The 26,285-nt window shown below is 61.0% G+C and carries 27 protein-coding genes and 2 tRNA genes; 13 read left to right on the forward strand and 16 right to left on the reverse strand.

The annotated features are described in order from the left end of the window. Positions 1–75 precede the first annotated feature (75 nt). Positions 76–161: transfer RNA gene (locus ACS3QZ_RS05050), tRNA-Leu, on the reverse strand. 135 nt (positions 162–296) lie between these two features. Between ACS3QZ_RS05050 and ACS3QZ_RS05055 the strand changes: the two genes are divergently transcribed. Together ACS3QZ_RS05055 and ACS3QZ_RS05060 are read left to right on the forward strand one after the other, a co-directional pair. Next, the gene (locus ACS3QZ_RS05055; RefSeq protein ID WP_456036850.1) at positions 297–875 is read left to right on the forward strand and encodes a YqaA family protein; all 579 of its coding nucleotides are present in this window, start codon (positions 297–299) and stop codon (positions 873–875) included. Further along, on the forward strand, positions 875–1,345 hold the full coding sequence (locus ACS3QZ_RS05060) for a disulfide bond formation protein B (protein WP_456036851.1): 471 nt from the start codon (positions 875–877) through the stop codon (positions 1,343–1,345). Before ACS3QZ_RS05055 ends, ACS3QZ_RS05060 begins: the two co-directional genes overlap by 1 nt. On the opposite strand, the gene ACS3QZ_RS05065 is transcribed toward ACS3QZ_RS05060, so the two are convergent. Then, the gene (locus ACS3QZ_RS05065) at positions 1,342–1,767 is read right to left on the reverse strand and encodes an Lrp/AsnC family transcriptional regulator (protein ID WP_456039308.1); all 426 of its coding nucleotides are present in this window, start codon (positions 1,765–1,767) and stop codon (positions 1,342–1,344) included. The genes ACS3QZ_RS05060 and ACS3QZ_RS05065 overlap by 4 nt on opposite strands. Before the next feature lie 122 nt (positions 1,768–1,889). Here ACS3QZ_RS05065 and rocF point away from each other — a divergent pair, with 122 nt between their 5' ends. Both rocF and ocd read left to right on the forward strand, forming a co-directional pair. Next, positions 1,890–2,816 carry an arginase gene (gene rocF / locus ACS3QZ_RS05070; RefSeq protein WP_093094314.1) on the forward strand — a complete coding sequence of 309 codons (927 nt, stop codon included), beginning with the start codon at positions 1,890–1,892 and terminating at the stop codon, positions 2,814–2,816. A gap of 18 nt (positions 2,817–2,834) precedes the next feature. After that, on the forward strand, positions 2,835–3,881 hold the full coding sequence (gene ocd, locus ACS3QZ_RS05075; protein ID WP_456036852.1) for an ornithine cyclodeaminase: 1,047 nt from the start codon (positions 2,835–2,837) through the stop codon (positions 3,879–3,881). A gap of 211 nt (positions 3,882–4,092) precedes the next feature. On the opposite strand, the gene ACS3QZ_RS05080 is transcribed toward ocd, so the two are convergent. From ACS3QZ_RS05080 to ACS3QZ_RS05090, 3 genes are all read right to left on the reverse strand, one after another. Further along, positions 4,093–4,677 carry an HNH endonuclease gene (locus tag ACS3QZ_RS05080; protein ID WP_456036853.1) on the reverse strand — a complete coding sequence of 195 codons (585 nt, stop codon included), beginning with the start codon at positions 4,675–4,677 and terminating at the stop codon, positions 4,093–4,095. A gap of 184 nt (positions 4,678–4,861) precedes the next feature. Then, positions 4,862–5,527, reverse strand: a complete 666-nt coding sequence (locus ACS3QZ_RS05085) for an alpha/beta hydrolase (protein ID WP_456036854.1) — start codon at positions 5,525–5,527, stop codon at positions 4,862–4,864. Continuing rightward, the gene (locus ACS3QZ_RS05090) at positions 5,524–6,156 is read right to left on the reverse strand and encodes a DNA-3-methyladenine glycosylase family protein (RefSeq protein ID WP_456036855.1); all 633 of its coding nucleotides are present in this window, start codon (positions 6,154–6,156) and stop codon (positions 5,524–5,526) included. Before ACS3QZ_RS05090 ends, ACS3QZ_RS05085 begins: the two co-directional genes overlap by 4 nt. Positions 6,157–6,250: 94 nt before the next feature. Between ACS3QZ_RS05090 and ACS3QZ_RS05095 the strand changes: the two genes are divergently transcribed. Next, positions 6,251–7,459 (forward strand): MFS transporter, encoded by a 1,209-nt coding sequence (locus ACS3QZ_RS05095; protein WP_456036856.1) that lies wholly within the window; start codon positions 6,251–6,253, stop codon positions 7,457–7,459. A gap of 78 nt (positions 7,460–7,537) precedes the next feature. Here the strand turns inward: ACS3QZ_RS05095 and ACS3QZ_RS05100 are convergent, their stop codons facing one another. From ACS3QZ_RS05100 to cysS, 4 genes are all read right to left on the reverse strand, one after another. Next, a complete protein-coding gene (locus ACS3QZ_RS05100; protein ID WP_456036857.1) occupies positions 7,538–8,320 on the reverse strand; it encodes a squalene/phytoene synthase family protein in 783 nt (260 codons plus the stop codon). Next, a complete protein-coding gene (locus tag ACS3QZ_RS05105) occupies positions 8,317–9,027 on the reverse strand; it encodes a class I SAM-dependent methyltransferase (RefSeq protein ID WP_456036858.1) in 711 nt (236 codons plus the stop codon). Before ACS3QZ_RS05105 ends, ACS3QZ_RS05100 begins: the two co-directional genes overlap by 4 nt. Then, positions 9,027–10,655, reverse strand: a complete 1,629-nt coding sequence (gene cimA / locus ACS3QZ_RS05110; RefSeq protein WP_456036859.1) for a citramalate synthase — start codon at positions 10,653–10,655, stop codon at positions 9,027–9,029. The genes ACS3QZ_RS05105 and cimA overlap by 1 nt, the downstream gene beginning before the upstream one ends. 88 nt (positions 10,656–10,743) lie before the next feature. Beyond that, the gene (cysS, locus tag ACS3QZ_RS05115; protein WP_456036860.1) at positions 10,744–12,108 is read right to left on the reverse strand and encodes a cysteine--tRNA ligase; all 1,365 of its coding nucleotides are present in this window, start codon (positions 12,106–12,108) and stop codon (positions 10,744–10,746) included. A 223-nt stretch (positions 12,109–12,331) separates the two neighbouring features. Between cysS and ACS3QZ_RS05120 the strand changes: the two genes are divergently transcribed. Continuing rightward, positions 12,332–12,676, forward strand: a complete 345-nt coding sequence (locus tag ACS3QZ_RS05120; RefSeq protein ID WP_456036861.1) for an MmcQ/YjbR family DNA-binding protein — start codon at positions 12,332–12,334, stop codon at positions 12,674–12,676. Between the two features lie 129 nt (positions 12,677–12,805). On the opposite strand, the gene ACS3QZ_RS05125 is transcribed toward ACS3QZ_RS05120, so the two are convergent. Next, positions 12,806–13,180 carry a VOC family protein gene (locus ACS3QZ_RS05125; protein ID WP_456036862.1) on the reverse strand — a complete coding sequence of 125 codons (375 nt, stop codon included), beginning with the start codon at positions 13,178–13,180 and terminating at the stop codon, positions 12,806–12,808. Between the two features lie 78 nt (positions 13,181–13,258). Between ACS3QZ_RS05125 and soxR the strand changes: the two genes are divergently transcribed. The 4 genes from soxR (at position 13,259) to ACS3QZ_RS05145 (ending at position 17,375) form a co-directional block, all read left to right on the forward strand. Further along, positions 13,259–13,738: a redox-sensitive transcriptional activator SoxR gene (gene soxR / locus ACS3QZ_RS05130; RefSeq protein WP_456036863.1), complete on the forward strand. Its 480-nt coding sequence runs from the start codon at positions 13,259–13,261 to the stop codon at positions 13,736–13,738. 104 nt (positions 13,739–13,842) lie between these two features. Beyond that, positions 13,843–14,331 carry a MaoC family dehydratase gene (locus tag ACS3QZ_RS05135; protein WP_456036864.1) on the forward strand — a complete coding sequence of 163 codons (489 nt, stop codon included), beginning with the start codon at positions 13,843–13,845 and terminating at the stop codon, positions 14,329–14,331. Between the two features lie 107 nt (positions 14,332–14,438). Next, positions 14,439–15,614 (forward strand): pyridoxal phosphate-dependent aminotransferase, encoded by a 1,176-nt coding sequence (locus ACS3QZ_RS05140; protein WP_456036865.1) that lies wholly within the window; start codon positions 14,439–14,441, stop codon positions 15,612–15,614. A gap of 219 nt (positions 15,615–15,833) precedes the next feature. Further along, entirely contained in the window at positions 15,834–17,375 is a 1,542-nt protein-coding gene (locus ACS3QZ_RS05145; RefSeq protein ID WP_456036866.1) for a trimethylamine methyltransferase family protein, read from the forward strand. Positions 17,376–17,459: 84 nt separating this feature from the next. Here ACS3QZ_RS05145 and ACS3QZ_RS05150 read toward each other — a convergent pair whose 3' ends face one another. Continuing rightward, the gene (locus ACS3QZ_RS05150) at positions 17,460–17,705 is read right to left on the reverse strand and encodes an EF-hand domain-containing protein (protein WP_456036867.1); all 246 of its coding nucleotides are present in this window, start codon (positions 17,703–17,705) and stop codon (positions 17,460–17,462) included. A gap of 277 nt (positions 17,706–17,982) precedes the next feature. On the opposite strand from ACS3QZ_RS05150, the gene ACS3QZ_RS05155 reads away from it, so the two are divergent. Then, positions 17,983–18,453, forward strand: a complete 471-nt coding sequence (locus tag ACS3QZ_RS05155; RefSeq protein ID WP_456036868.1) for an RNA polymerase sigma factor — start codon at positions 17,983–17,985, stop codon at positions 18,451–18,453. A gap of 166 nt (positions 18,454–18,619) precedes the next feature. On the opposite strand, the gene ACS3QZ_RS05160 is transcribed toward ACS3QZ_RS05155, so the two are convergent. The 5 genes from ACS3QZ_RS05160 to pdxH form a co-directional block, all read right to left on the reverse strand. After that, positions 18,620–22,303, reverse strand: a complete 3,684-nt coding sequence (locus ACS3QZ_RS05160) for a vitamin B12-dependent ribonucleotide reductase (protein ID WP_456039309.1) — start codon at positions 22,301–22,303, stop codon at positions 18,620–18,622. Between the two features lie 566 nt (positions 22,304–22,869). After that, positions 22,870–22,946: transfer RNA gene (locus ACS3QZ_RS05165), tRNA-Pro, on the reverse strand. 123 nt (positions 22,947–23,069) lie between these two features. After that, positions 23,070–23,549 (reverse strand): DUF192 domain-containing protein, encoded by a 480-nt coding sequence (locus ACS3QZ_RS05170; protein WP_456036869.1) that lies wholly within the window; start codon positions 23,547–23,549, stop codon positions 23,070–23,072. Next, positions 23,549–24,100, reverse strand: coding sequence for a cold-shock protein (locus ACS3QZ_RS05175; RefSeq protein WP_456036870.1), 552 nt, complete (start codon positions 24,098–24,100; stop codon positions 23,549–23,551). Before ACS3QZ_RS05175 ends, ACS3QZ_RS05170 begins: the two co-directional genes overlap by 1 nt. Positions 24,101–24,202: 102 nt before the next feature. Next, complete coding sequence (gene pdxH, locus ACS3QZ_RS05180; protein ID WP_456036871.1) at positions 24,203–24,808, reverse strand: pyridoxamine 5'-phosphate oxidase; 606 nt, start codon at positions 24,806–24,808, stop codon at positions 24,203–24,205. Between the two features lie 116 nt (positions 24,809–24,924). On the opposite strand from pdxH, the gene fabI reads away from it, so the two are divergent. Continuing rightward, the gene (fabI, locus tag ACS3QZ_RS05185) at positions 24,925–25,743 is read left to right on the forward strand and encodes an enoyl-ACP reductase FabI (RefSeq protein ID WP_456036872.1); all 819 of its coding nucleotides are present in this window, start codon (positions 24,925–24,927) and stop codon (positions 25,741–25,743) included. A 1-nt stretch (position 25,744) separates the two neighbouring features. Continuing rightward, on the forward strand, positions 25,745–26,248 hold the full coding sequence (gpt, locus tag ACS3QZ_RS05190; RefSeq protein WP_093094335.1) for a xanthine phosphoribosyltransferase: 504 nt from the start codon (positions 25,745–25,747) through the stop codon (positions 26,246–26,248). The last annotated feature ends 37 nt before the right edge of the window (positions 26,249–26,285 follow it).

The raw sequence follows: 26,285 nt of genomic DNA on the forward strand, positions 1-26,285 counted from the left end.
TCAGACTTCTGTCCATAAAAGGTCCATGGCACTGATGCTGTTTTGTCGGGATAAGAGGCATGACCCGAAGATCATTGGTACCCAAGGCCGGACTCGAACCGGCACGCCCGCAAAGGCGGGGGATTTTGAATCCCCTGCGTCTACCATTCCGCCACTTGGGCCTCTTTGTCCCTGATCTACCCAAGCTCTGCGGCAACGTCCAGCCCAAATGACACCCGCGTGACATACCGATTATTTGCTTGCACTTCGCGCGCAGTTCCCTAGGCAAGAGCAACAGGCAGGAAAGCGGAAACCCAATGCTGCAAGGGCTTTACAACTGGACCATGCGTCTCGCGGATCATCCTCGCGCGATTTGGGCGCTGGCGATTGTCTCCTTTGTCGAAAGCTCGTTCTTTCCGATTCCGCCGGATGTTCTGATGATCCCGATGATTCTCGCCCGCCCCTCGCGCGCGTGGCTGATTGCGCTGGTTGCGCTGGTCTCGTCGGTGCTCGGTGGGCTGCTGGGCTATGCCATCGGCGCTCTGGCCTTCGAACAGATCGGCCAGCCGATCCTGGCGTCACTGGGCAAGGCCGACGCCATGGCTGAATTCAACACCAGGTTCAACGACTTCGGCTTCTGGGCCGTGCTGGGCGCTGGTGTGACACCGTTTCCGTTCAAGGTCATCACGATCATGTCGGGCTGGACATCCATGCCCCTTGGCACCTTCATCGCCACCTCGATCCTCGCCCGAGGCATTCGCTTCTTCCTTGTGGCGGCTCTGCTCTGGAAATTTGGCGCGCCGGTGCGTGACTTTATCGAAAACCGCCTTGGCCTCGTCGCCACCGTCTTTCTTGTGCTGCTGTTCGGCGGCTTCCTGCTCGTGAGGTATCTCTGATGACTCTCTCCCGTCGCAACCTGATCCTTCTGCTGACCGCGTTCTCGATCTCGATGATCCTCGGCGCGTGGGTGTTCCAATATGTCTTTGGCTACCCGCCATGCAAACTCTGCTACTATCAGCGCTATCCGCATTGGGCCGCCGCAGGGTTCGGCCTAATGGCACTGGGCATCAGTGGCGCTATCTTCCCCTATCTCGCCGCGCTCTCTGCGGCGATCACGGGCGTCATCGGGGTCTATCACAGCGGCGTGGAACGCAAGCTTTGGGAAGGCCCCTCCACCTGCACCTCGTCCAGCATTGATGGCCTGTCCGCAGATGAACTCTTCGACCAGATCATGAGCGCACCCATGGTGCGCTGCGATGAAATCCCGTGGGAGATGCTGGGCGTCACAATGGCCAACCTCAACGCGATCTTTTCGTTGGGTGCGGCAGTTTTGTGGATCATCGCCGCCCGGATGTCGGCCCGCTAACCGGACTTGCGCGTCGACAACAACAGGCTGGTCTCACTGTTGGCCACACCATCAAGCCGACGCACTTGCCCCAACACGCCGTCCAGTTCTTCAAGCGTTTCGGTGCCCAGCTCCAGGATCAGATCCCAGCGCCCGTTTGTCGCGTGAATGGCGCGCACCGCAGTCATGCCCGAAAGCTGGCGCACGATCCGATCCGTCCCGCGCCCCTCGATTCCCAGCATCATCAACCCGCGCACCGGGTCACGCTTGGTATCGTCCTGAAGAACCACTGTAAAACCGACGATATCCCCGCGCTGACGCAACCGTTCAATCCGCCCCCGCACGGTGGTACGCGAAACGCCCAACAGAATCGCCAGATCAGAAAGCGACGCGCGCGCATCATGCCTGAGCGCCGAGATCAGTTTGCGGTCCACATCATCCATATCGGCAAGGTTCCCATTCATTTCGGACGATTTACCACCTCTTTGACCAAAATATCCAGTCCAAATGCGCGCATTTCGGAAGCATCTATAGGGAAACGAAACACGCGACAGGTAATTCTTCCATGACTCCGACAACCTGCCTTCTGATTGGCGCCCCGGTCGATTCCGGCAAACGTCGTCGCGGCTGCCTGATGGGCCCGGATGCCTACCGCACCGCCGGGCTCGCCGAGAGCCTGAGCGACCTCGGCCATGCGGTCGTGGATCTGGGCAACTGTGCGCCTGCGCCCCATGATCAGGATCACCCCAACAGCCCGGCCTATGCGCTCAATGAAACCATCGGCTGGACAGCCGCGCTCAGCGATGCCGCCGAAACCGCCATGACGCGCGGCTTTCCCCTGTTCCTTGGAGGCGATCACAGCCTGTCTGCCGGTTCGGTGCGCGGGGTCGCCAACCATGCCGCGCGTGAGGGCCGCCCGCTGTTCGTCCTGTGGCTGGATGCCCATACCGATTTTCACACCCCCAAGAGCTCGGCCTCCGGGAACCTGCACGGCACTCCGGTGGCCTATTTCGCAGGCCGCGACGGGTTTGATGGTTTTCCTACGGTCGAAAACCCGGTGCCCGAAGAAAATATCTGCATGATCGGCCTACGCTCGGTGGATGCCGCCGAACACGAGGCCCTCGCAGCCACCCGCATCCATTGCCACGACATGCGCGAAATCGACGAACACGGCATTGCGAAACCTCTCAATGCCTTTCTCGCCAAGGTCGCGGCAGCCAACGGCCTGCTGCATGTCTCGCTCGATGTCGATTTCCTCGACCCGTCCGTGGCACCCGCTGTCGGGACAACCGTTCCGGGCGGCGCCACCGTGCGCGAAGCCCATCTTGTCATGGAACTCCTGCATGACAGCGGCCTCCTTACGTCGATGGACCTCGTCGAACTTAACCCTTTCCTCGATGAAAGGGGCCGCACCGCCAAGCTCATGGTCGATCTCGCCGCCTCTGCACTCGGGCGCCGTGTCTTCGACCGCACCACCCGCAGCTTCTCCTGATCAACAGAGACGAAAACCATGACCCAACCTTCCGCCAAAGCCCTCGTGCCTTTCGTCAGCGTCGACAACATGATGCGCCTCGTACATCACATCGGCATAGACCAGATGCTGCAGGATCTAGTCGCCTATATCGAGGAAGATTTCCGCCGCTGGGAATTGTTCGACAAAACCCCGCGCGTCGCGTCCCATTCCGATGTCGGCGTGATCGAACTCATGCCCACCTCCGATGGCGAGGCCTATGGTTTCAAATACGTGAACGGCCACCCCAAGAACACTGCGGAAGGGCTGCAAACCGTGACGGCCTTCGGCCTTCTGGCCGATGTTTACACCGGTTACCCGGTTCTGCTCACCGAAATGACCCTCCTGACCGCCCTCCGCACTGCCGCCATGTCCGCTCTTGCCGCCAAGTACCTCGCCCCCAAAGGGGCCGACACCATGGCGATGATCGGCAACGGTGCCCAGTCGGAATTCCAGTCGCTCGCCATGCAAGCCATTGTCGGGCTCAAATCGGTGCGTCTCTTCGACAAGGACCCGGACGCCACGCGCAAGGCCGCCCGCAACCTGGCCGACAGCGGTCTTGACGTGGTGATCTGTACCAGCCCGGAAGACGCCATCCAAGGCGCCCAGATCATCACCACTTGTACCGCCGACAAGCAGAATGCCAAGATTTTGACCGACAACATGATTGGGGCCGGTGTACATATCAACGCGATCGGCGGAGACTGCCCGGGCAAAACAGAGCTCGCCCCCGGTATCCTCACCCGCGCCGACACCTTCGTGGAATACCCCGAACAGACCCGCATCGAGGGCGAAATCCAACAGATGCCCGCCGACCATCCCGTCACCGAGCTTTGGAAGGTAATCACCGGTACGGAAACCGGACGCCGCGACGCCGCCCAGATCACCCTCTTTGACAGTGTCGGTTTTGCGATCGAGGATTTCTCCGCCCTGCGCTACATCCGCGACAAGGTCCGCGACACGCCCTATCACATCGACCTCGACATGCTTGCCGACCCGGACGACCCGCGCGATCTCTTCGGAATGCTGCAACGCGCCAAAGCCTGAAAAGCGGGGGGCCAGCTCCCCGTCGCCCTCATGCGACACCCCCGGTATATTTCCCGCAAAAGGAAAACCGGACGACATTTCGCCTTCCTTTTGCCAGAAATATCCCGGGGGAGTCTCAGCCCTGCTGAGGCGGGGGCAGAGCCCCCCATTCGCGCGTCAGCGCTCAAAAGCGCTCAAAGCAGTGCGGCCGCTCTTCGGGCGCTCCTCTCGTTCACGCCTGCAATTCCGCGTCCCAGTAGAGAAAATCCATCCAGCTTTCATGCAGGAAATTCGGCGGGAACTTACGGCCAAGGTTCCGCAACTCTTCCGCACCGGGCTGTCGGGGCGGTTTTCTCAGATGCATTCCGGCCCGATGCAGGCTCTTGGAGCCTTTTTTCAGGTTGCAAGGCGAACAGGCCGCAACGACATTCTGCCAGCTCGTCACCCCGCCCGCCGCGCGCGGCACCACGTGATCAAAGGTCAGATCACCCCGACCACCGCAATACTGACAACGGAATTCATCCCTCAAAAATAAATTAAAGCGCGTGAAGGCCACGCGCTTTTGAGGTTTCACATAGTCTTTCAGGACAACCACGCTCGGTATCCGTATCACCGTCGAGGGGCTGCGGACCACCTCGTCATATTCGGCAACGATGTCCACCCGATCCATATAGGCCGCCTTGATCGCATCCTGCCAAGGCCAAAGCGACAGCGGATAGTAAGAAAGCGGTCGGTAATCCGCATTCAGGACCAGCGCAGGATGCTGGCGCAGCCCTGAAGGGTGCCTCGTAAATTCCGTCCTGAAATCGCCGTCCATGATGAGTCGCTCTCCGCCCGGTCTGCCCGTCTTCCGGCACCGAAGCAGGAGCCCCGCCCCAGCACTTTGCTCCACTATATCTCGTGGCCTGCATCTGGCAAGCCTCACGATCTATGGCGGACATCACAATAGCTAAAGCGGTTTCGTAACAGGCGCATGACGGATCATCAGGCGCCACAAGCGCTTACAAATGCAGCTTGTCGCGCATGAAGGCCAAGGCCACGCTCAATCCATCCGGCGCAATCCCGTGTGCCGTACCCTTCATGATATGGGCATAGACATCCGTGAACCCGGATTTCTGCAACGCCTCGGCGGCCTCGGGCAGCGACTGCACCGGCACGACATCGTCCATGTCCCCATGCACGAGCAGGATCGGCGGCTTCGTCCGTGCCTCGTCCTCCAGCAATTCAGGTGACATCAAACGACCTGAAAACGCCACGATTCCCGCCAGCGCGTCTTCGCGGCGCGGCCCGACATGCAAGCTCATCATCGTGCCCTGACTGAATCCGAACAGCACCACCTGCTCGGGCAGCAAGTCCTCGTCCACCATCACCGCGTCCAGAAAGGCGTTGAGATCGTCAACCGCCGCCCGCATGCCCCGCTCGCTTTCCTCTTCCGAAGACCCGTCGATCCATGGGATCGGGAACCACTGGCGGCCAAAAGGCATGCCCGGAATTTCCTCAGGCGCATCGGGGGCAAGAAACAACGTATCGGGAAGATGCTCTCCCAAGGGATCCGCCAGCCCCAACAGGTCGGCGCCATTGGCCCCGTACCCGTGCAGGAAGATCACGGCGGATCTGGTGGTGCCGGAAACCGGCTCCTTGCGGCCTGTCTGCAAAACGCGAGTCATCGTATCCCTTCCCTGTCCTTGACCATCCGGTAGTACGCCCACAAAAGCCGCGCCGCAACCGATCGCCACGGGGTCCACTCTGCGGCCATGGCGCGCAGCGCCGTTTCACTTGGTCGAGCCTCAAGATTGAACAGCACCCGCGCTGCCTCTTGCAAGGCAAGGTCCCCCGGCGCGAACACATCCGCCCGCCCCAACGAAAACATCGCATAGACCTCCGCGGTCCAGACCCCGATCCCCGTCACTTCGGTCAGCGTCGCGATCACCTGCGCGTCCGGCGTTTCACGCAAAGCACCATAATTGATCCGCGCCTCCGCCAAGGCCTTGGCATAACGGATCTTTTGTCGGCTCAACCCACAGGCGCGCAAATCCGCCTCGCTCGCCCAAAGCACCTTGCGAGGTCCCGTGAGCCGCGCCGCCTTAAGCCGCGCCCAGATCGCATTGGCCGATGCCACGCTGACCTGCTGGCTGATGATTGCGCTGAAAAGCTGCTCGAACCCGTCCGCCCTCAGCCGTAACGGCAATGGCCCGGTCTCGTCCAGGGCGCGCGCAAAGCGGGCGTCACGCGCCGCCAGCCACGCCGCCCCCTCCGCAACGCAGTCGTCCGTCCTGATAATCCGCCCAACGCTCATTGGTTGCTCCCTGTCGCGCCCGCCACAATAAGCCCGCCCGTGCGACATCGGCAACCTCTGGACCTTCATCGCTTAACAAGCTAACGCTTTGCCCATGAGCCACGATATTGACGACAGCAAAGCGCGCCGCACGGTGCTGATTCTGGTACTGGCCCAGGCGTTTCTTGGCGCCCAGATGCCGATGATTTTCACCATTGGCGGGCTGGCCGGGCAATCGCTGGCGACCAATGCCTGCTTTGCCACGCTGCCGATTTCTCTGATCGTGGTTGGCTCGATGCTCGCGGCAACGCCGCTCTCGACCATCATGCAACGTTATGGCCGTCGCGTCGGCTTTTTTGTCGGAACCACCGGCGGTGCTCTGGGGGGCGCGATCGGCGCTTACGGTCTCTACCAGAACTCCTTCACGATCTTCCTCGTCGGGTCCTTCCTGACCGGTATCTACATGAGCGCACAGGGCTTTTACCGCTTTGCCGCCGCCGACACCGCTTCCGACGACTACCGTCCCAAGGCCATTTCCTATGTCATGGCAGGCGGGCTGGCCTCGGCCATCATCGGCCCACAGCTGGTCAAGGTGACGGCAGACAGCATGGTGATCCCCTTCATGGGCACCTACCTCGGCGTGATCCTGATCAACGTGATCGGCTCGGCGCTGTTCCTGTTCATCAACATCCCCAAACCCAAGGTCCCCGCCGCCGACGCGCCTCAGGGCCGCACCCGCTGGCAACTCATCACCACGCCCCGCATCGCGGTGGCGGTGATCTGCGCCATGGTCTCTTACGCGTTGATGAACCTCGTTATGACCTCGACGCCACTCGCCGTCGTCGGCTGTGGTTTCGACCAGAACAATGCCGCCGACGTAGTCACGGCCCATGTGCTTGCCATGTTCGCACCGTCCTTCTTCACCGGCCACCTGATCGCCCGCTTCGGCGTGGAAAAGATCGTCGCCACCGGCCTGCTGATCCTCGCCGGTGCCGGCGCCGTCGCGCTTCAGGGCGTGAACCTCGAAAACTTCTTCGTCGCACTGATCCTGCTGGGTGTCGGCTGGAACTTCGGCTTCATCGGCGCCACGACCATGCTTGCAGGCGCGCATGAACCACACGAACGCGGCCGGATGCAGGGCATGAACGACCTGATCGTTTTTGGCGGTGTGACCGTGGCCTCTCTGGCTTCTGGCGGGTTGATGAACTGTTCGGGTGGCGATGCCGTCACCGGCTGGACCAGCGTGAACCTCGCCATGGCGCCTTTCCTGATGCTCGCGGGCGGCGCGCTGATCTGGCTGATGCTGCGCCCTCAGGAAGATTGAGCACACAAGCACACTTTCTTTTTCCGAAAATACCCGGGGGGGAGTCGCCAAAGGCGACGGGGGGCACCGCCCCCTTTTTTACCAGCGTCCGCTCAGCGCCCGCGCCATCAACCCGGCCTTGCGCGCGAATTCGCTCAGCCCCAGATCGCCTTCTGCAACGCGCCCGGGCTCCTCGGCGGCCTGTTTCAAGAGTCCCTCGGCCTGCCAAGCCGCCAAAAACGCCTGCCCCGCCTGAGAGTTTACCTCTCCTCGTCTTGCACGCGCACGCTTCAACCGCGACAATCCATCCTCGGCCAAAGCCGCCACCGCTTCCGGGCGTCCATCCACCAACGGCACCCGTTTCTGGGCTTCAAGCGCTGGGATGGCACGCAACCAATTGGCTAGCCCAAGCGCCACGCCGATATCGCGCGCCACATCCTCGGGGACCTCTCCAAGGGCGCGTGCCGCCACGAACATCAACCCACCCGCCGTGGCGTCGAGATAGCGTGCGAAATGGGCCTCATCTTCAAACGGGTCGCGGTAGATATCCCAACGGCGCGCTTCGACCAGCGCCCCGAGCACCTCGGCCCCTGCCGCATCCAGCGACAGCGCCAACGGTGTTACCACCTCATGACGACGCACCACGCCTCCTGCTGCAATCTCGTCAAGCGCATCGGCCCACCATTGCAGCCGCATCTCGGCAATCATGCTTTCCTGCGTCACCCACGGGGCACGGGCCACTTCAATGTTGAAAGCGTAGATCGGAAACAATACGTCCCGAGCCGATGGCCGCGCGGCCATCGCTGCCAGGAACCGGTCCGGATCGCCCCGTTCGACAAGACCGGCGCAAGCTGCAAAATCGTCTGTCACTCCGTTACTCATTCTGGTTGAACCACGCAGATCAGGTATCCAAACGCATCTCGATACGCACGCCAGGTCGCAATCTCGGTCGCCGCCTCATCCAGCACCGCGACCAGCGCAGCATCCGCATCCGGCCGCAGTTCGGCAATCCTAGTCTCGAGCGGCTGATAATAGGCCTCCCAGCCCGCATCACTCACCACGCGCGTACCCAAGAGCGTGAAACCCGCGGCCGCAACCTGTGCTGCCAGCCCGTCCGCATTCGGCACCGGATATCCCTCAAACAGATCAACAACAGCCTCCGGTGGGGCGTCCTGAAACAGGCACGGGGCCGAAAAGGCCACCGCACCGCCCGGTGCCAGACAAGACCGCCAGCCGCTAAGTGCCTCGGTGACACCAATGAAATAGATCGCCCCGGCGCACCAGATAAGATCAAACGGCCCCGGCTGCGCCATCATGTCCCCGGCCAGCGTCTTGACCCGCGCATCTCCGGCAAATCGCGCCCGCGCAGTTTTGGCAAACCCGGCATGGCTGTCCACGGCCAAAACCGATCCCTCCGGCGCGGCGGCCAGCAACGCGTTCACATCGCCCCCCGGTCCCGCACCTGCATCCAGGATCGCTGCATTGCGCACAACTCCCGCAAGCTGACAGGCCCAAGCCACATCCGCCTCGGTTCCCGGCCCCTCGCGCGGCAGGTCGGAATGCAGGACAAAGAACGCCTCCATATCCATCAGACCGCCCGCACCGCCCCGTCATGCGTCAGCTTCCAATTGAGCGCCTCAAGCAGCGCCTCGAAAGACGCATCGACAATATTGGCCGACACGCCCACCGTGGCCCATCGCCGCCCGGCATCATCCTCAAAGTCGATGATCACGCGCGTGACCGCCTCGGTCCCCCCATTGGTGATCCGCACCTTGAAATCCACAAGCCGCACATCGTCAATCAGGCTCTGATATGGCCCCAGGTCCTGCTTGAGCGCCTGCCACAGCGCGTTCACCGGGCCGTCGTCGCTCATCTCTTGCGCGTGTTCGTTCTTGAAGAACGAGGTCCGCTTCTCGCCGCTGGGCAACTGCACGGTCACAACCGCCTCGGATTCCACCACAAGGTGCCCCCGCGCATTGCGCCGCCGCTCGGAAATCACCCGATAGCGCTCCACCTCGAAGAACCGCTCCCGCAGGCCCAGCTCTTCGCGCGCCAAAAGCTCGAAGCTCGCCTGCGCCGTATCATAGGAATACCCATCAGCCTCGCGCGCCTTGATCACGTCCAGAATGCGTCCCAACGCCGGGTCGCCCTTTTCAACCGAAAGCCCCGCCTCGCTCAACCGGCGCCGCAGATTTGACTGGCCAGCCTGGTTCGACATCGGAATGATCCGGCTGTTGCCCACCACTTCCGGCGCAACATGCTCATAGGTCGTCGGGTCCTTCAGGATCGCGCTGGCATGCAACCCGGCCTTGTGCGCAAAGGCGCTCGCACCCACATAGGGCGCCTGCTTGACCGGCACACGGTTCAGGATGTCGTCCAGCAACCGGCTCGCCTGCGTCAGCCCAGAAAGCTTCTCAACCGCGATCCCGGTCTCGAACCGGCTGGCATAAGGTTCCTTGAGCAACAGCGTCGGGATCAGCGTTGTCAGGTTGGCGTTGCCACAGCGTTCCCCCAACCCGTTCAGCGTCCCCTGCACCTGCCGTGCGCCCGCGTCAATCGCTGCCAGTGACCCGGCCACGGCATTCTCGGTATCGTTGTGGGTGTGAATGCCCAGATGATCGCCGGGAATCCCCGCACCGATCACCGCCGCCGTGATCTCCCCGATCTCCGCCGGCAGCGTGCCACCATTGGTGTCGCACAACACAACCCAGCGCGCCCCCGCATCAAAGGCCGCCTTTACCGTCTCCAATGCATAGGCGGGATTGGCCTTGTAGCCATCGAAAAAATGCTCCGCGTCAAACAGCGCCTCGCGCCCCTGGGCGACAAGATAGGCCAACGACCGCGATATATTTTCGGTGTTTTCCTCAAGCTTGATCCCCAGCGCGGTTTCAACGTGGAAATCATGCGTCTTGCCCACCAGACAAACCGCTTGTGTCCCGGCGTTCATCACGGCGGCAAGAACATCATCATTCTCGGCACTCATCCCGGCGCGTTTGGTCATGCCAAAGGCCGCAAATGTCGCCTTCAACTTCGGCCGGGCGTCAAAAAACTCGCTATCCGTCGGGTTCGCCCCGGGCCAGCCGCCCTCGATGTAATCGACCCCAAGCCCGTCCAACACAGCGGCGATCTGCATCTTTTCCGGCGTGGAAAACTGCACGCCTTGCGTCTGCTGCCCATCGCGCAACGTGGTGTCGTAGATATACAAACGCTCTTTCATCCCGTCACACCCGCTTCTTCATTTTGCCAAAAACACTCCGGGGGAGTCGCACTCTGTGCGACGGGGGCAGCGCCCCCTTGCGCGATTTTCACAACAGACCCTCCAGCTTGGCCGCGTCAAACCCGGCCGCAGGCAGCAACTCGACCCCTGCTTTGCTCATGCGGACCTCAACACCTGCCGCAATCAGTGCAGCCTTCAGCCGGTCCACTTCCGAGAAATCTTTGGTCGCCATAGCCGCTTCCCTTGCCTCGGCAAGGGCTAACTCATAACGCGAAAGGTCCACGCTCCGCGCCCAATCCCCCATCGCATCGCTCAACAACCCCAACATCTGCGCTCCAGCCAGCAACCCCGCCACATCGCCCGCATTGGCAAGCCGATGCAGTTCGGCGATCGCCCCGGCGGTGTTGAGATCGTCCGCCACCGCAGCCACCACGCCTGCGGGCACGTTGGCCGCGGGCTCGACGCCCTCGGTCAACGTGCGCCACTTGCGTAACGTCGCCTCGGCCTCCGCCGCCTTTTTCGCGGTCCAGTCCATCGGCTTGCCGTAATGGGTCGACAGGAACACGAACCGGATCACTTCACCCGGAAATCCCTGGTCCAGCAGATCCCGCACGGTAAAGAAATTGCCAAGCGACTTGGACATCTTCTTGCCCTCGACCTGCAGCATCTCATTGTGCAACCAATAGCGCGCGAATTCGCCCTCGGGATGGGCACAGCAGCTCTGCGCCACCTCGTTCTCATGATGCGGGAACATGAGGTCATTGCCACCACCGTGAATGTCAAACGACGCGCCCAGCAACTCATAAGACATGGCAGAGCATTCGATATGCCAGCCCGGACGCCCCCGTCCCCACGGGCTGTCCCAGCCCGGCAGGTCCGCGCTCGACGGCTTCCAGAGCACGAAATCCATCGGGTCTTCCTTATAGGGCGCCACTTCGACCCGCGCGCCGGCGATCATGTCATCGACCGACCGCCCCGACAGCGCGCCGTACTTGGCGTATTTGCGCACACGGAAAAGCACATGACCGTCTCCCTCATAAGCATAACCATCCGCGATCAGCTTCTCGATCATCGCCACCATCTGGGGAATGTACTGGGTCGCACGTGGCATCGCGTTCGGCTCCAGCGCCCCAAGCGCGCCCATGTCATCCAGATACCACTGCGTCGTTTCCGCCGTGATCTCGCCAATCGCGCGCCCGCTTTCCTTGGCGCGGGCGTTGATCTTGTCATCCACGTCGGTGAAATTGCGCACATAGGTGACGTGTTTGGTCCCATAGACATGGCGCAACAACCGGTAGAGCACGTCAAACACCACCACGGGGCGCGCGTTGCCGATATGGGCCCGATCATAAACTGTCGGCCCACAGACATACATCCGCACATTCTGCGCATCAATCGGCTCGAAAACCTCTTTCCTGCGGGTTCTGGTATTGTGCAGTCTGATCGTCGTCATGTCTCGTCCTCACGCGCAGTTACGCTCGCGGCGGGCTTAACAACTTCAGATCATGTTGGAAATAGAAGAACGGCCCGCCAATTGTCTCAGCAGGGAATGCAGCAGATAATAATGGTGCGTGCAGTCTTCATGATCCCACCCTTACGACCAGAGAGACCGCCCGGTCAAGATCAAAGACGCCAAAGGCTTGACCCGGGCACGCGCCCACAGGCACTGTCCCACAATGAGCCGTGATACCATCAATACCATCTGCCGCGCCCTGCCCGGCGCCCAATGGTCCGAGCCCTTTGGCCCGGGCCATGACGTCTGGAAAGTCGGAGACAAGATCTTTGCCGCCATCGGTGCACAAGGCACCGGGGTCTCGGTCAAGACCCCCGACACCGACACTGCGCAAATGCTGATCGACGCCGGGGTCGGCACCAAGGCCCCGTATTTTCACCGCAGCTGGATTCACCTGCCGCTGGATGCCGAGACCGATGAGCTGGCCCACCGCATCCACGCGTCATATGACACGATCCGGGCCAGCTTGCCCAAAAAGCGCCAGGACGCCCTTCCGCCCCGCGACTGAGCTTCCCGTCCCGGCAGCTTCGACACCGGGACCATCTGGCACACCCCGCCCGACTCATGAACGCAACTGCCCACAGACAGTTGCCCAAGCATCAGCCGCGCCCGCGTGCGCCGCCCCAAAATCATCCACTCAGTCATAACTGACCACCTCGTATTCCACGTCATCCGGCCCGTCGAAGTAAAAACGCCGCCCCGGCTCGTAATCCGCGTGGCTATGCGGCATGTATCCGGCCGCCTTGACCCGCGCTTCCACAGCATCGAGATCCTCGACCACCACCCCCACATGGTTCAGCCCTGCCAGATGATGATAGCGCTGCGCCTCGGGCTTCAGCGCCCATGCCGGTGTGTACAACGCCAGATAGCTCTCATCGTCGCCCACATGCACCGTGTACCCGTCATCCTTGGCCGGCCCCTCCCAGCGCACCTTCCAGCCAAACAGGTCCATCAACACCGCCGCGTGGCTTTTGGCGTCAGGCACACAGATATTCACATGTTCAAGTTTCATGGTTCGTCCTTTCAATTGCTTTTCCATTCATTCAAGCCTAATCTCTCAAGTTAACTTGAGGTCAAATGAAAATTATCCATGAAAAACAGAGAACCACGAAAGCATGGTCTGAGCATCGGCGACATTTCTGCCCGCACGGGCCTCGCCCCGTCGGCCATCCGATTCTACGAGGAACAGGGTCTCGTCCACCCGTTTCGCGCCGACAGCGGCCAGCGTCGTTTCGACCGCGCCGACATCCGGCGCCTGTCCTTCGTCATGATTTCTCAGAACCTCGGTTTTTCGATCGCCGAAATCCGTGCGGCCCTTGAAACACTCCCGCAGAACCGCACCCCCACCAAGCGAGACTGGGAACGCATCTCGGCCCGCTTCCGCCACCATCTCGACGCCCGGATTGCGCAGATGACCGCGCTCCGGGACAAGCTTGACGGCTGTATCGGCTGTGGCTGCCTCTCCTTGCAGAACTGCAAGCTCTACAACCCCGACGACGGCGCTCGCACACGTGGCACCGGACCACGCTATCTGATGGGGGATGCGCCTCCCCCTGCAAAGGCGCGCTGAGTCCACAGCATAACGCCGCGTCACGTCCCGGCGCGCCCTCTTGTCCCCGGCCTCGCGCTTCTGCACCCTCGTCCGCAGCCATCCAAACGAGGACCGAGAGCATCATGATGACTTCCCCGGACGAAATCCCCTTCATTCCTTTCGAAAGCTTCGAAGTGGGCCAGGTCCGCCGCTTTGGCGCCTATAAGGTCACGCGGGACGAGATCATCGAATTCGCCTCGAAATACGACGCGCAATTTTTCCATCTCGACGATGAAAAGGCCAAGTCCTCGCTTTTCGGCGGGCTCTGTGCCAGCGGCTGGCACACCTGTGCCATGACCATGGCCATGATGGTTGAAGACATGGAAACCCGCGGCCGCTCCCTCGGCTCTCCCGGTCTTGACGACCTGCGCTGGATAAAGCCGGTCTATCCGGGCGATACGCTCAGCGTCGAGATGACCGTTCTCGCCACGAAACCCTCGCAAAGCCGCCCCGAAATCGGTTTTGTGACAAGCCGCACAACCGTCAGCAATCAGAACGGCGATCAGGTGATGACATTCACCAGCAAGGGTATCTTCCCCCTCAGCACCCCGAGCCACCCTGCAGCCGGCTGATCCCGGCATGACGGGTCGCGATCCGGCCAATCACAAATTCTCATTTGACGAATCCCGGTGGCTCTGCGCCCCTGAGGGCGAACCTCCCTCAATTGTCGGACCCTGAAATGCAGCTTTCCCAGAGAATTACCAACATTACCGGCGGCGGTTCGGACGGCTGGGACGTTTTCTACAAGGCCCGCCGCCTGATCTCCGAAGGCACTTCCGTGACCGAACTGACCATCGGTGAACATGACATTGGCACGGATCCCGCGATCCTCGCCGCGATGGATCGGGCAGCCACGGGTGGGCACACGGGCTATGCCATCGTTCCGGGCATCACCTCCCTGCGCAAGGCCGTCGCCGCCCGCATTCAGGACCGCACAGGTGTTGCGACCACCTATCGCAACATCCTGATCACGCCGGGGGGACAGTCGGCACTTTTTGCCGCCCATCTTGCCACCTGCAACGCCGGGGATCGCGCGCTCTTCATCGACCCCTACTATGCCACCTACCCCGGAACCATCCGCAGCGTTGGCGGCGTTCCCGTTCCTATCCCGACCCGCGCGCGCGAAGCCTTTCTGCCCCAGCCCGAAGCCATCGCGGCAGAAGCGGCCAAGGGCGCCGCGACGCTTCTGATCAATACCCCCAACAACCCGACTGGCACGGTCTATGATCGCGAAACGCTGACCGGGATTGCCGAAACGTCGATCGCGCATGACCTCTGGCTAATCTCGGACGAGGTCTATGACACGCAGATCTGGAATGGACAGCACATCAGCCCCCGCGCCCTGCCCGGCATGGCAGATCGTACGTTGGTCATTGGCTCCATGTCCAAATCCCACGCCATGACAGGAAGCCGGATCGGCTGGATATGTGCGCCCGAACACGTGGTTGATCATTTGATCACCCTGGCCACACATACCACCTATGGGGTGGCCGGGTTCATTCAGGACGCCGCCGAGTTTGCGCTTTCACAAGGCGCTGAACTCGAGAAGAAAATCGCCGAACCTTTCCGCCGCCGCCGCGACCTCGCGCAGTCTATCCTCGCGGGGCAGAACACGGTGGGGATGATCCCGTCGCAAGGCGCGATGTACCTCATGCTCGACATCCGCGCGACCGGCCTCTCAGGCGAGGGTTTTGCCCATTCCCTGCTTGATGCGCATCACATCGCGGTCATGCCGGGCGAAAGCTTTGGCACCTCTGCGGCGGGTCATGTCCGCGTCGCAATGACGGTGGATGACGCCCGTTTTGCCGCGTCCCTGCAAACCCTGGTGGATCACGCGACCACCCTTGCCACCTGACTTCAAGGTCCAAAAACGACATATGTCGTAAACATGTCAGACAACCCTTCGTCGCCTATGCACGCTGCCCCCAAGAGGAGACGCGATGCAAGGTGATCGAAGCAAAATCCAACTGGTGATCCTCACCATCGGGGCCGAACGCGGACGTGCCGCGCGCGGACGCCCCAAAACTGCTTTTTAAACAGAAAACAAGCAGTTAAACCGAGGATACCACAAGAGATGACCACCCCAGCCTCCCGCCGTTCCGGCGGACGCTCCGCCCGCCGCGCCGCCCGCGCCGCGCCACTCGCCGCGAATGTGCGCCCCGTGCGCCCGGGCCTCGAAGGCGGCCAGTACCGCCCTCTGACCGATGCGCAGATGCAGCGTATTCACGAAACCGCGCTGGATGCGCTGGAGCAGATCGGCCTCGCTGATGCGCCGCAAAGCGGTATCGACATCATGACCGCCGCAGGCGCTGAACTGGGCGGCGATGGCCGTTTGCGCTTCCCCCGCGCGCTGGTTGAAGATACGCTCGCAAAATCCTGTAAAGAAATCACTTTACCGGGTCGCACTCCGGAAAATGATCTCCACCTTTCCGGTCACCGCGTTCATTTCGGCACGGCTGGCGCCGCAGTCCACATGGTTGACGCACTGGGGCGCAATTATCGCGAAAGCACGGTGCAGGACCTGCACGACGCGGCCCGCATCTGCGATGTGCTCGACAATATCCATTTCGTTCAGCGCCCGATGGTGGCCCGCGACATCCCCGACAACCGCGAGATGGACCTCAATACCATCTATGCCTGCTGTTCGGGCACCACGAAACACGTAGGCACTTCGTTCACCGACCCCAGCTATGTCGCCGACGCGTTCGAGATGCTGCACATGATCGCCGGGGGGGAAGACGCATGGCGCGCGCGCCCCTTTGTCAGCAATTCCAACTGTTTCGTCGTTCCGCCGATGAAATTCGCCACCGAATCCTGCGAGGTGATGGAGGCCTGTATCCGCGGCGGCATGCCGGTGCTTCTGCTCTCGGCGGGTATGTCCGGCGCCACCGCCCCGTCAACCATCGCCGGGGCCATCATGCAAGCCACCGCCGAATGCCTCGCGGGCCTCGTCTACGTAAACGCCATCGCGCCCGGTCATCCGGCTATTTTCGGCACCTGGCCTTTTGGTCTCGACCTGCGGACCGGAGCCATGACAGTGGGGTCCGGCGAACAGGCGCTGCTGTCGGCAGGCTGTGCCCAGATGCACAAGTTCTATGGACTGCCCGGTGGCGCGGCAGGCGGTGCATCGGATTCCAAGCTGCCCGACATGCAGGCAGGCTGGGAACAGATGTGCTCCAACGTCATGGCCGGGCTCTCGGGCCTCAACATGGTCTATGAGGCGGCAGGCATGCATGCCTCACTTTTGGGATTTTGCCACGAATCCCTGATCCTCAGCGACGATCTCATCGGACAGGCCCTGCGTTGCGTACGCGGCATCGAAGTGGATGACGAAACCCTTGCACTCGATCAGGTCCGCGCCGTCTGCATGGGCGGGCCCGGGCATTACCTCGGCACGGATGCCACTTTGGGGCGCATGCAAAAAGACCATGTTTATCCAGCCCTTGCGGACCGAACCTCACCAAAGGAATGGGCCGAGAAGGACAAACCAGACCTGATCGCCAAGGCCTCGGCTCGCAAAGAACAGATCCTGTCCGAAGCGTCGGCCGCGCGCTTCCCGGAAGATGTCGATCGTGCCCTGCGCGACCGGTTCAACATTCACCTGCCCAGAAAATGATGCCAGGCCGGGCATGTCCTCGCATGCCCGGCCCAACTGGACCCCGATCTTGGGATAAGGTGGGCGACCGGGGCGCCAATCGGATTACCCGTCCGTGGACGGCAGCAGACCCGCCTTCACCGCCGCTTCGTATTCCGCTTCGGACACGGCGCCGTCCGCGTCTGCATCAATCTCGGCGAATACCGACTCGGTGATCTCTGGATACATCGCCTTGACTTCTTCCATGCTCAACACGCCGTTACCGTCTGCATCCGCGCCCATGGCAACTGCCAGAACGGGCAGCGAAGCCCCGGCAAGGGTCACGAGTACGCTCATCGCAATACGTTTCATTTTGCATTCTCCTGTTTTCAAACATGTCTTGTTGTCAGATCGAAAACGCCACTGCGGCGCCTTCACTAGGTAGGACGCCGCAAACGCGGTTTGCGTTCCTCGACAGGTGGGGCCCGGGGGCAACAAGCCAAAACCCGCCATTTTCCGCCTGACCTATGGGCAAGCGATTGCCCAAAAAGCCCCCTGCCCGCCCGCCGGCGGGAAACCCCCATCTTTTCAATAGGTTCCAAAGCGTCATGTTGCCTCGCAACAATAACAAGCTTCGGAGCATCACCCCATGGACAGCCGCCTATCCCCAAATATCCCTGACCGGATCGCACAGTTGCGGACCAAGCTCGACCAGCGCGCCCGTCGCTTTGGCCCGGATGCAGAGGATCTCGTTCAGGAAACCATGCTGCGCCTGTGCACGCACCTATCCGAGGACCGCGATATCCGTGATCTCGAAGCCTACGCCATGACCACCCTGCGCAACCTCGCCCGGTCCCGCTGGCGGCGACAGGTCGAAACCGAAGAGCTTGAGGATTACATGTCCATAACCGAAACCGACGCCAGTGATCTGCTTGCGGTCAAGGAAACACTCGCCGCCATTGACACGCTGTCCGAACATCACGCATCGCTTCTGCGCCTCGTGCGGGATGGCATCGAAAGCCCGCAGGAGATCGCCATGCTGACCGGGTTGCCCCTTGGCACCGTGAACTCCCGTCTGGCCCGCGCCCGCGCACGGCTGCGCGATCTGACCGACGCATAAAAAATGGGGGGCGTCCCGCCCCCCAGTTTCGCCATTCAGGCTCACTCTATATACCGCTCGATGTTTTTTGCCTGCGGCCTGAATGTCGTCGGGGCGAGCGCACCCGCCCCGTGTCTCTGTGTTTCGTCGGGGGCCGGAGCCCCCTACCCAAGGTTCCCCCCCGGGATCAGCTGCACCCGCTGGTTGCCCCGCAAGTGTTGCATTTCATGCAGGTGCCGTTGCGCACCAGCGTGTAGTTTCCGCAGTCACCACAGGGATCGCCCTCATAGCCCTGCATCTTGGCCTTTGTGCGCGCATCCATGCTGACCGAGCCGCTTGCCACGGCGGTCGTGGTTGTGCTCATCGCCGCCACCGTTCCCGTAGCCGTCGCCGTTTCGGGCACCAATGTCTGCAGGGTTGCCACCGGATCGGCCACTCCGCCAAGAACCGCGCCACCGGCGCCGCCACCATTCAGCACCACCAGTTCCTGCGGCAGACGCTTGCGCAGATAACCCGTCGACGAGATCTGTTTGAGCACCTCCAGCGACCGCGACGCCGCGCTCTCGCTCAGCTCGCTGACATTTGAAACACCCTCTTCCTCACCACGGCCCAAGTCATCAAAGGTCGTGCCTTCGGGCTTGATATGGGCAAGGTCTGTCCGGTCGAGATAGCTCACGGCCAGTTCGCGGAAGATATAGTCAAGGATAGAGGTCGCATTCTTGATGCTGTCATTGCCCTGAACCATGCCTGCCGGTTCGAACTTGGTGAAGGTGAACGCATCCACGAACTCCTCCAGTGGCACGCCATACTGAAGACCAACCGACACCGCGATGGCAAAGTTGTTCATCATGGCGCGGAACCCGGCGCCCTCTTTATGCATGTCGATAAAGATTTCGCCCAAGCTGCCGTCCGAGTATTCCCCGGTCCGCAGATAGACCTTGTGGCCGCCCACAATGGCTTTCTGGGTGTACCCCTTACGGCGTTCGGGCATTTTCTCGCGGCCACGGGCCACTTCCTTGACCACGATCTTCTCGATGATCTTCTCGGCCAGCACGGCGGCCTTCTCGGTCATCGAGCCGCTTTCCAGCACCTCTGCCGCCTCGTCGTCATCCTCGACCAGCGCCGCCGCCAGAGGCTGGCTCAGCTTCGAGCCATCGCGATAAAGCGCGTTCGCCTTGATGCCCAGCGACCACGAAAGCTCATAGGCCTTCTGGCAGTCCTCGATGGTGGCATCGTTGGGCATGTTGATCGTTTTCGAAATCGCACCCGAAATGAAGGACTGGGCCGCGGCCATCATGGTGATATGGCTTTCAACACTCAGATAACGCTTGCCTTTTTTCCCGCAGGGGTTGGCACAGTCAAAGATGTGGTAATGCTCTTCCTTGAGGAACGGCGCCCCTTCCAGGGTCATTGTGCCGCAAACATGGTCGTTTGCCGCTTCGATATCCGCACGGGAATAGCCCAGCGACGCCAACAGATCAAAACTCGGATCGTTCAGCTTCTCGGTGGGGATGCCCAGCACATTGGTGCAGAACTCTTCGCCCAGCGTCCACTGGTTGAACACGAAGCGAATATCAAAGGCCGAGCCAAGCGAGGCTTCGATCTTGTCGATCTCGTTCTGGCCAAAGCCATGTCCGATCAGCGAGGTGTGGTTGATACCCGGCGCGTTTCCGATGGAGCCATGACCCACAGCGTAGGACACGATCTCTTCAATTTGGCTCGACGAATAGCCAAGGTTCTCAAGCGCCGCTGGTACGGAGCGGTTGATGATCTTGAAGTATCCGCCACCGGCCAGCTTCTTGAACTTGACCAGCGCGAAGTCCGGCTCGATGCCCGTCGTGTCACAATCCATGACAAGCCCAATCGTGCCGGTCGGTGCAATCACCGAGGTTTGCGCATTTCTAAACCCATGCTTCTCGCCAAGGCTCAACGCCTCGTCCCACGCGGATTTGGCCAGCGCCACGAGCTTCTGATCCGGGCAGTTGCCATGATCCAGCGCCACCGGCTTGACTGCGAGGTCTTCGTAGCCTTCGGTCTTGCCGTAGGCCGCGTTACGGTGGTTGCGGATCACCCGCAGCATGTGACCGCTGTTGCGGGCATAGCCATCAAACGCGCCCAGCTCGCTCGCCATTTCGGCGCTCGTCGCATAGGCCACCCCGGTCATGATCGCGGTCAGCGCCCCGGCCATCGCCCGGCCTTCGTCGCTGTCATAGCCATGGCCCATGTTCATCAGCAGCCCACCGATATTGGCATAGCCAAGACCCAGAGTGCGGAAGTCATAAGACAGCTGCGCGATTTCTTTCGACGGGAACTGCGCCATCGTCACCGAGATCTCCAGCGTCACGGTCCACAGGCGCGTGGCGTGGATGTAATCCTCGGCCTGGAACTCGCCGTCTTTCAGGAACGAAAGCAGGTTCATCGACGCAAGGTTACAGGCCGTATCATCGAGGAACATGTATTCCGAGCATGGGTTCGAGCCGCGGATTTCACCATCTTCCGGGCAGGTGTGCCATGCGTTCACGGTGTCATGGTACTGGATGCCGGGATCGGCACAGGCCCATGCCGCGTGGCCCACGTCTTCCCAAAGCTTGCGCGCCTTGATGGTCTTGGCGACCGTGCCGTCGGTACGGCGGATCAGTTCCCAATCGTCGTCATTCTCAACGGCCTTCAGGAAGGCGTCCGTGACACGGATCGAGTTGTTCGAGTTCTGGCCCGACACGGACGCATAGGCTTCGCTGTCCCAATCGGTGTCATAGGTCGGGAATTCGATGCTGGCATAACCCTGCTTGGCGTAATCCAACACCCGCTTGACATAAGCCTCGGGGATCATGGATTTTTTTGCGTCGCGAATGGCCGCCTTCAGCCCTTCGTTCACCTTGGGATCATAGGCATCCGCCTCGGCCCCGTCCCATGCCTTGATCGCTGCGAAAATGCCGTTGAGTTTCTGCTCGTGCATCTTCGAACCGGCCACGATGCTCGCAACCTTCTGCTCTTCCTTGACCTTCCAGTTGATGTATTCCTCGATATCCGGGTGGTCCGCATCGACGATCACCATCTTGGCCGCGCGGCGCGTTGTGCCGCCCGACTTGATCGCCCCCGCAGCCCGATCACCGATCTTGAGGAAGCCCATCAGGCCCGACGACTTGCCACCGCCCGAGAGCGATTCGCCGTCAGCACGCAGCGACGAGAAGTTGGTGCCGGTGCCCGAACCGTATTTGAACAAGCGCGCCTCACGCACCCACAGGTCCATGATGCCGCCATCACCCACCAGATCGTCGGCAACCGACTGGATAAAGCAGGCATGGGGCTGCGGATGCTCATAGGCCGATTTCGACTTGGTCAGCTTGCCGGTCTTGTAATCCACATAATAGTGACCCTGCCCCGGTCCATCGATGCCATAGGCCCAATGCAGGCCGGTGTTGAACCACTGCGGGCTGTTCGGCGCCGCCCGCTGTGTCGCGAGCATATAGCGCATCTCATCAAAATAGGCGCGCGCATCCTCTTCCGTCGAGAAATAACCGCCTTTCCATCCCCAGTAGGTCCAAGCACCGGCCAGACGGTCGAAAACCTGCTTCGCGCTGGTTTCGCCGCCTATCTCGGTGTTGTCATTTGCGGGCACCGAGCGCCACAGGAACTCTGGAACACCCTTTTCGCGCACCTTCTTCATGGAAGCTGGAACGCCAGCCTTGCGGAAATATTTCTGCGCAATCACGTCGCTGGCCACCTGGCTCCAGCTTGCCGGAACTTCAACCTCATCTAGACGGAACACGATCGTACCATCGGGATTCCGAATCTCGGATTCCGTCGTCACGAAATCCAGCTCCGCGTATGCGTCCTGCCCTGCCTTGGTAAATCTTCTTTCGATTTTCATCGCTGCCTCACGTCCCAGCTTAGTGTCCCCATCCACGCGTCTTGCGCGCGCCATTGATGCGGTCCCCAAGCGGGTCGAATAAGCGACAAGTATCCCCGAGCGACCCATCACGAGATGTGTCGCTTTCTTTGTCCCGGCCAAGCGGAATGTAAGTGCTGTCTGTCCCTATCCGGCCCCACCCCACTATATCTAGTGGCTCTCCGGAACCGCCCCCACAACCTGACGTATTCACCCCTAATGGGTCAACGGATTTATTTACCGATTTTTGAGATTTTGGCTGTTGACCTGTTCGGCCTTTCTTGACCCATCGGGCCCGGTTTCCGATTCCAAGGGTTAACATCCACAGCCCCGGGTTCAGGCAGTATTTCAACCACCCCGGAGAAGCTGTTGGAACCTAACCAAAAATCCGGATGAGGCCTGACCCGGCCCTAGATACCCACAACATCTGGGGACAACTGCGCGTGTCACACAACATATATGTCACAGAGATGTTTTCGTCACAATCACTGCCTACGAAGCGGGCGATTCGCGCGCCGCGTCGGATGTTTTTCATGATGTGAATGAACTGGTCGGGACGGCAAGATTCGAACTTGCGACCCCCTGTACCCAAAACAGGTGCGCTACCAGACTGCGCTACGCCCCGGACCGTGGCGCTGTTTAGCCAAGCCGCGCCGGATTGAAAAGCCTAAAAAGCGCTCCGCGGAAAACAGCGCGAGGTTTCAGCCTGCCCCACCTTCCCCATGCCTCGAGTCAAAGGCGGCACGCCTCAACATGGCCATTTCGCGAAGTTCTGTATCATGGCCGGGTGGCGCAATTCACTCCCCACCGAAATCCCCAGCGCTTTTGCCAGCCCACCGTTGATCTCCAACACGTATCGTACCGCCCTGCCCCCCGGAATCGGGGTTTCGTCCAGTGGCACGGCATCGTGGTGAATATGGCTGATGACCCCGAACTGGTCGACGAACAACATATCAAGCGGGATCAGCGTGTTCCGCATCCAGAAAGATACCGGTCCGGTTTCTTCGTAGACGAACAGCATCCCTGCACTGCGCGGCAGCCTTTCGCGGTGCATCAGTCCGATCGCCCGCGCCCGTTCGGTATCGGCAACCTCGACATTGAAGCGCGCCTGCCCCCAATCACCGCGAATCTCCAGAGATGTTGGCGTGCAGGCACCCTCGGCCAAAACTGGCGAGGCCGACCACAGGGTCAGCATCGCCACCAGCCCAACCACGGTACGGCGCAGCATCAATCGTCCAGCGAAACCGCGTTTTCCCACGCAAGCACTTCTGTCGCCATACGACCGCGCTTGCCGTCTATCACCCGCAAGGCCAGCGCCTCGCCCGGTTGCAGATCGGCCAACCCCGAACGCCGCAATACTTCGATGTGCAGGAAAATGTCCTCGGATTTGCCGAACACATTGGCAAAGCCAAAGCCCTTGCCCTTGTCGAACCACTTCACCCGCGCCGGTTCGAGCGGCGCGGCGCGAATGGCCTCTTCGTCCATTTCCTGAAAATCCGTCAGAGGCACGGCGGCCTGGTGCATTGGCGGATCGATGCGGAACACTTCCACCGCCTGAACACCCCGCTCGGTCTCCTGCACCGAGATTTCGATCCGCGCGGAATCCGCGACCGAGCTTTGCCCGTAGTTCCGCAACACGTTCGCGTGCAGCAGAATATCCGGACCTCCTGTTTCGGCCACGACGAATCCAAATCCCTTTACCGGATCGAACCACTTAACCTCACCAACGATTCTCGTGGCGCCATTTTCTGCTTGCGCCAAAGTCTCAACCTTAGTCATTTATCATCCCCATGATGGGGCGGACTCTGGGGCATTCACCTGCCCGCTGCAAGGTCAAAACGCACCTTGTTTCAAGGCTTTGCAATTCACGTCACGTGAATGTCAGGGGTTCAGCCGGTGAATTTCCCACGCATTTTCAGGGGTTTCGCGGCGCCAACGGAACCGGTCATGCAGACGAAAGGCGCCGTCCGCCCAGAACTCGATTTCCAGCGGTGTGATCCGAAAGCCACCCCAAAACGGCGGACGTTTTGGATTGGGGCCGTGCCTGGCTGTCACTTTTGCCACTTCCGCCATCAGTTCTGTGCGCGATCCGAGCGGCTGCGACTGGTTCGAGGCCCAGGCCCCGAGTCGGCTCTTGAGCGAACGCGAGGCATAATACGAATCCGCCTGCGGCCCGTCCTCCCGCGTGACCACGCCGCGCACCCGGATCTGGCGGCGCAGCGACTTCCAGTGCATCACGAAGGCCGCCTTGCCCGCCGCCTCGATTTCCTGCGCCTTTGCGCTGCCGTAATTGGTGTAAAAGACAAAGGCCGCGTCCTCGATATCCTTCAAGAGCACCATGCGCGCATTGGGCAGACCATCCTTGTCGACCGTGGACAACGCAATGGCGTTCGGATCGTTGACCTCGCTCTTTTCTGCCTCGTTCAGCCAGGCGCGTGCGATGACAAAAGGGTCGTCCCCTGCAAAAATCCCGGTTCTGTCGCTCATGTCTTTCTCCAACGCCTGAGGTGTTTTGCGCGCCATTCATGCCCGCTCCTGCCCTTGATGCAACAGTTTCTATCGCCTAAAGGGGTCCAACAAGGAATTGGGACGGAGTGGACGGGATGTCAAATCAACTGATGGCGGGCAAGCGCGGCCTGATCATGGGACTGGCCAATGACAAGTCGATTGCCTGGGGCATCGCACAGGCCTGCGCAGATGCCGGGGCGGAGCTTGCCTTCACCTATCTGGGGGACGCTTTCAAGAAACGCGCCGAACCTCTGGCCCAGCGGCTCGGCTCGGATACCCTGATTGACTGCGATGTCTCGGACCCGGCTTCGATCGACGCGGCCTTTGCCGAAATCGAAGCGAAATGGGGCAGGCTCGACTTTATCGTGCATGCCATCGGCTTCTCCGACAAGAACGAGCTGCGTGGCCGTTACCTTGAAACATCGCGCGACAACTTTCTGATGACGATGGACGTCTCGGTCTATTCCTTCACGGCGGTGATGCAGCGCGCAGAGAAACTCATGAAAGACGGCGGCAGCGCCCTGACCCTCACTTATTATGGTGCTGAACAGGTCATGCCACATTACAATGTCATGGGCGTTGCCAAGGCCGCGCTGGAAGCGTCGGTCAAATACCTGGCCGAAGACCTTGGCAAGGACGGCATCCGCGTCAACGCCATTTCCGCCGGCCCGATCAAGACGCTGGCTGCCTCGGGAATCGGCGATTTCCGCTATATCCTGAAATGGAACGAGCTGAACTCGCCCCTGCGCCGCAACGTGACCATCGAGGACGTGGGCAAATCAGCCCTCTACCTGCTGTCGGATCTGGGTAGCGGCACCACGGGCGAAAACCTGCATGTGGATGCGGGCTATCACGTGGTCGGCATGAAGGCGGTGGATGCCCCCGACATCGACGTCGCAACCGGGAGAAAATGAGATGAGTGAACGTCTGCCCCACGAAAAAGGCTTCCACATCAGCTGGGACCAGATCCACCGCGACAGCCGCGCCTTGGCCTGGCGCCTGGACGGGCAAGGCCCCGATGACGGTGCATGGAAGGCCGTGGTTGCCATCACCCGCGGCGGCATGGCCCCTGCGATGATCGTCAGCCGCGAACTGGACATCCGCACTGTCGACACGGTCAGCGTGAAATCCTATCACCACCAGAGCCAGGGCGAAGCCATCGTTCTTAAAGCCCCGGACAAGGACATGATGGGCGACGGCACTGGCATCCTGATCATCGACGATCTGGTGGATTCGGGCAAAACCCTCGAGCTGGTGCGCAAGCTTTATCCCAAAGCGCATTTTGCCACCGTCTATGCCAAACCCAAGGGCCGCCCCATGGTGGATACCTTCATCACCGAGGTTTCGCAGGACACGTGGATTTTCTTCCCTTGGGACATGGCGTTGCAATATGTCGAACCCTATCGCGGCACCGACTGAGGGTTGTGCGTGCCACACGGGCGGGACGCCTGCGGCG

The sequence above is a fragment of the Shimia sp. W99 genome (assembly GCF_053851455.3).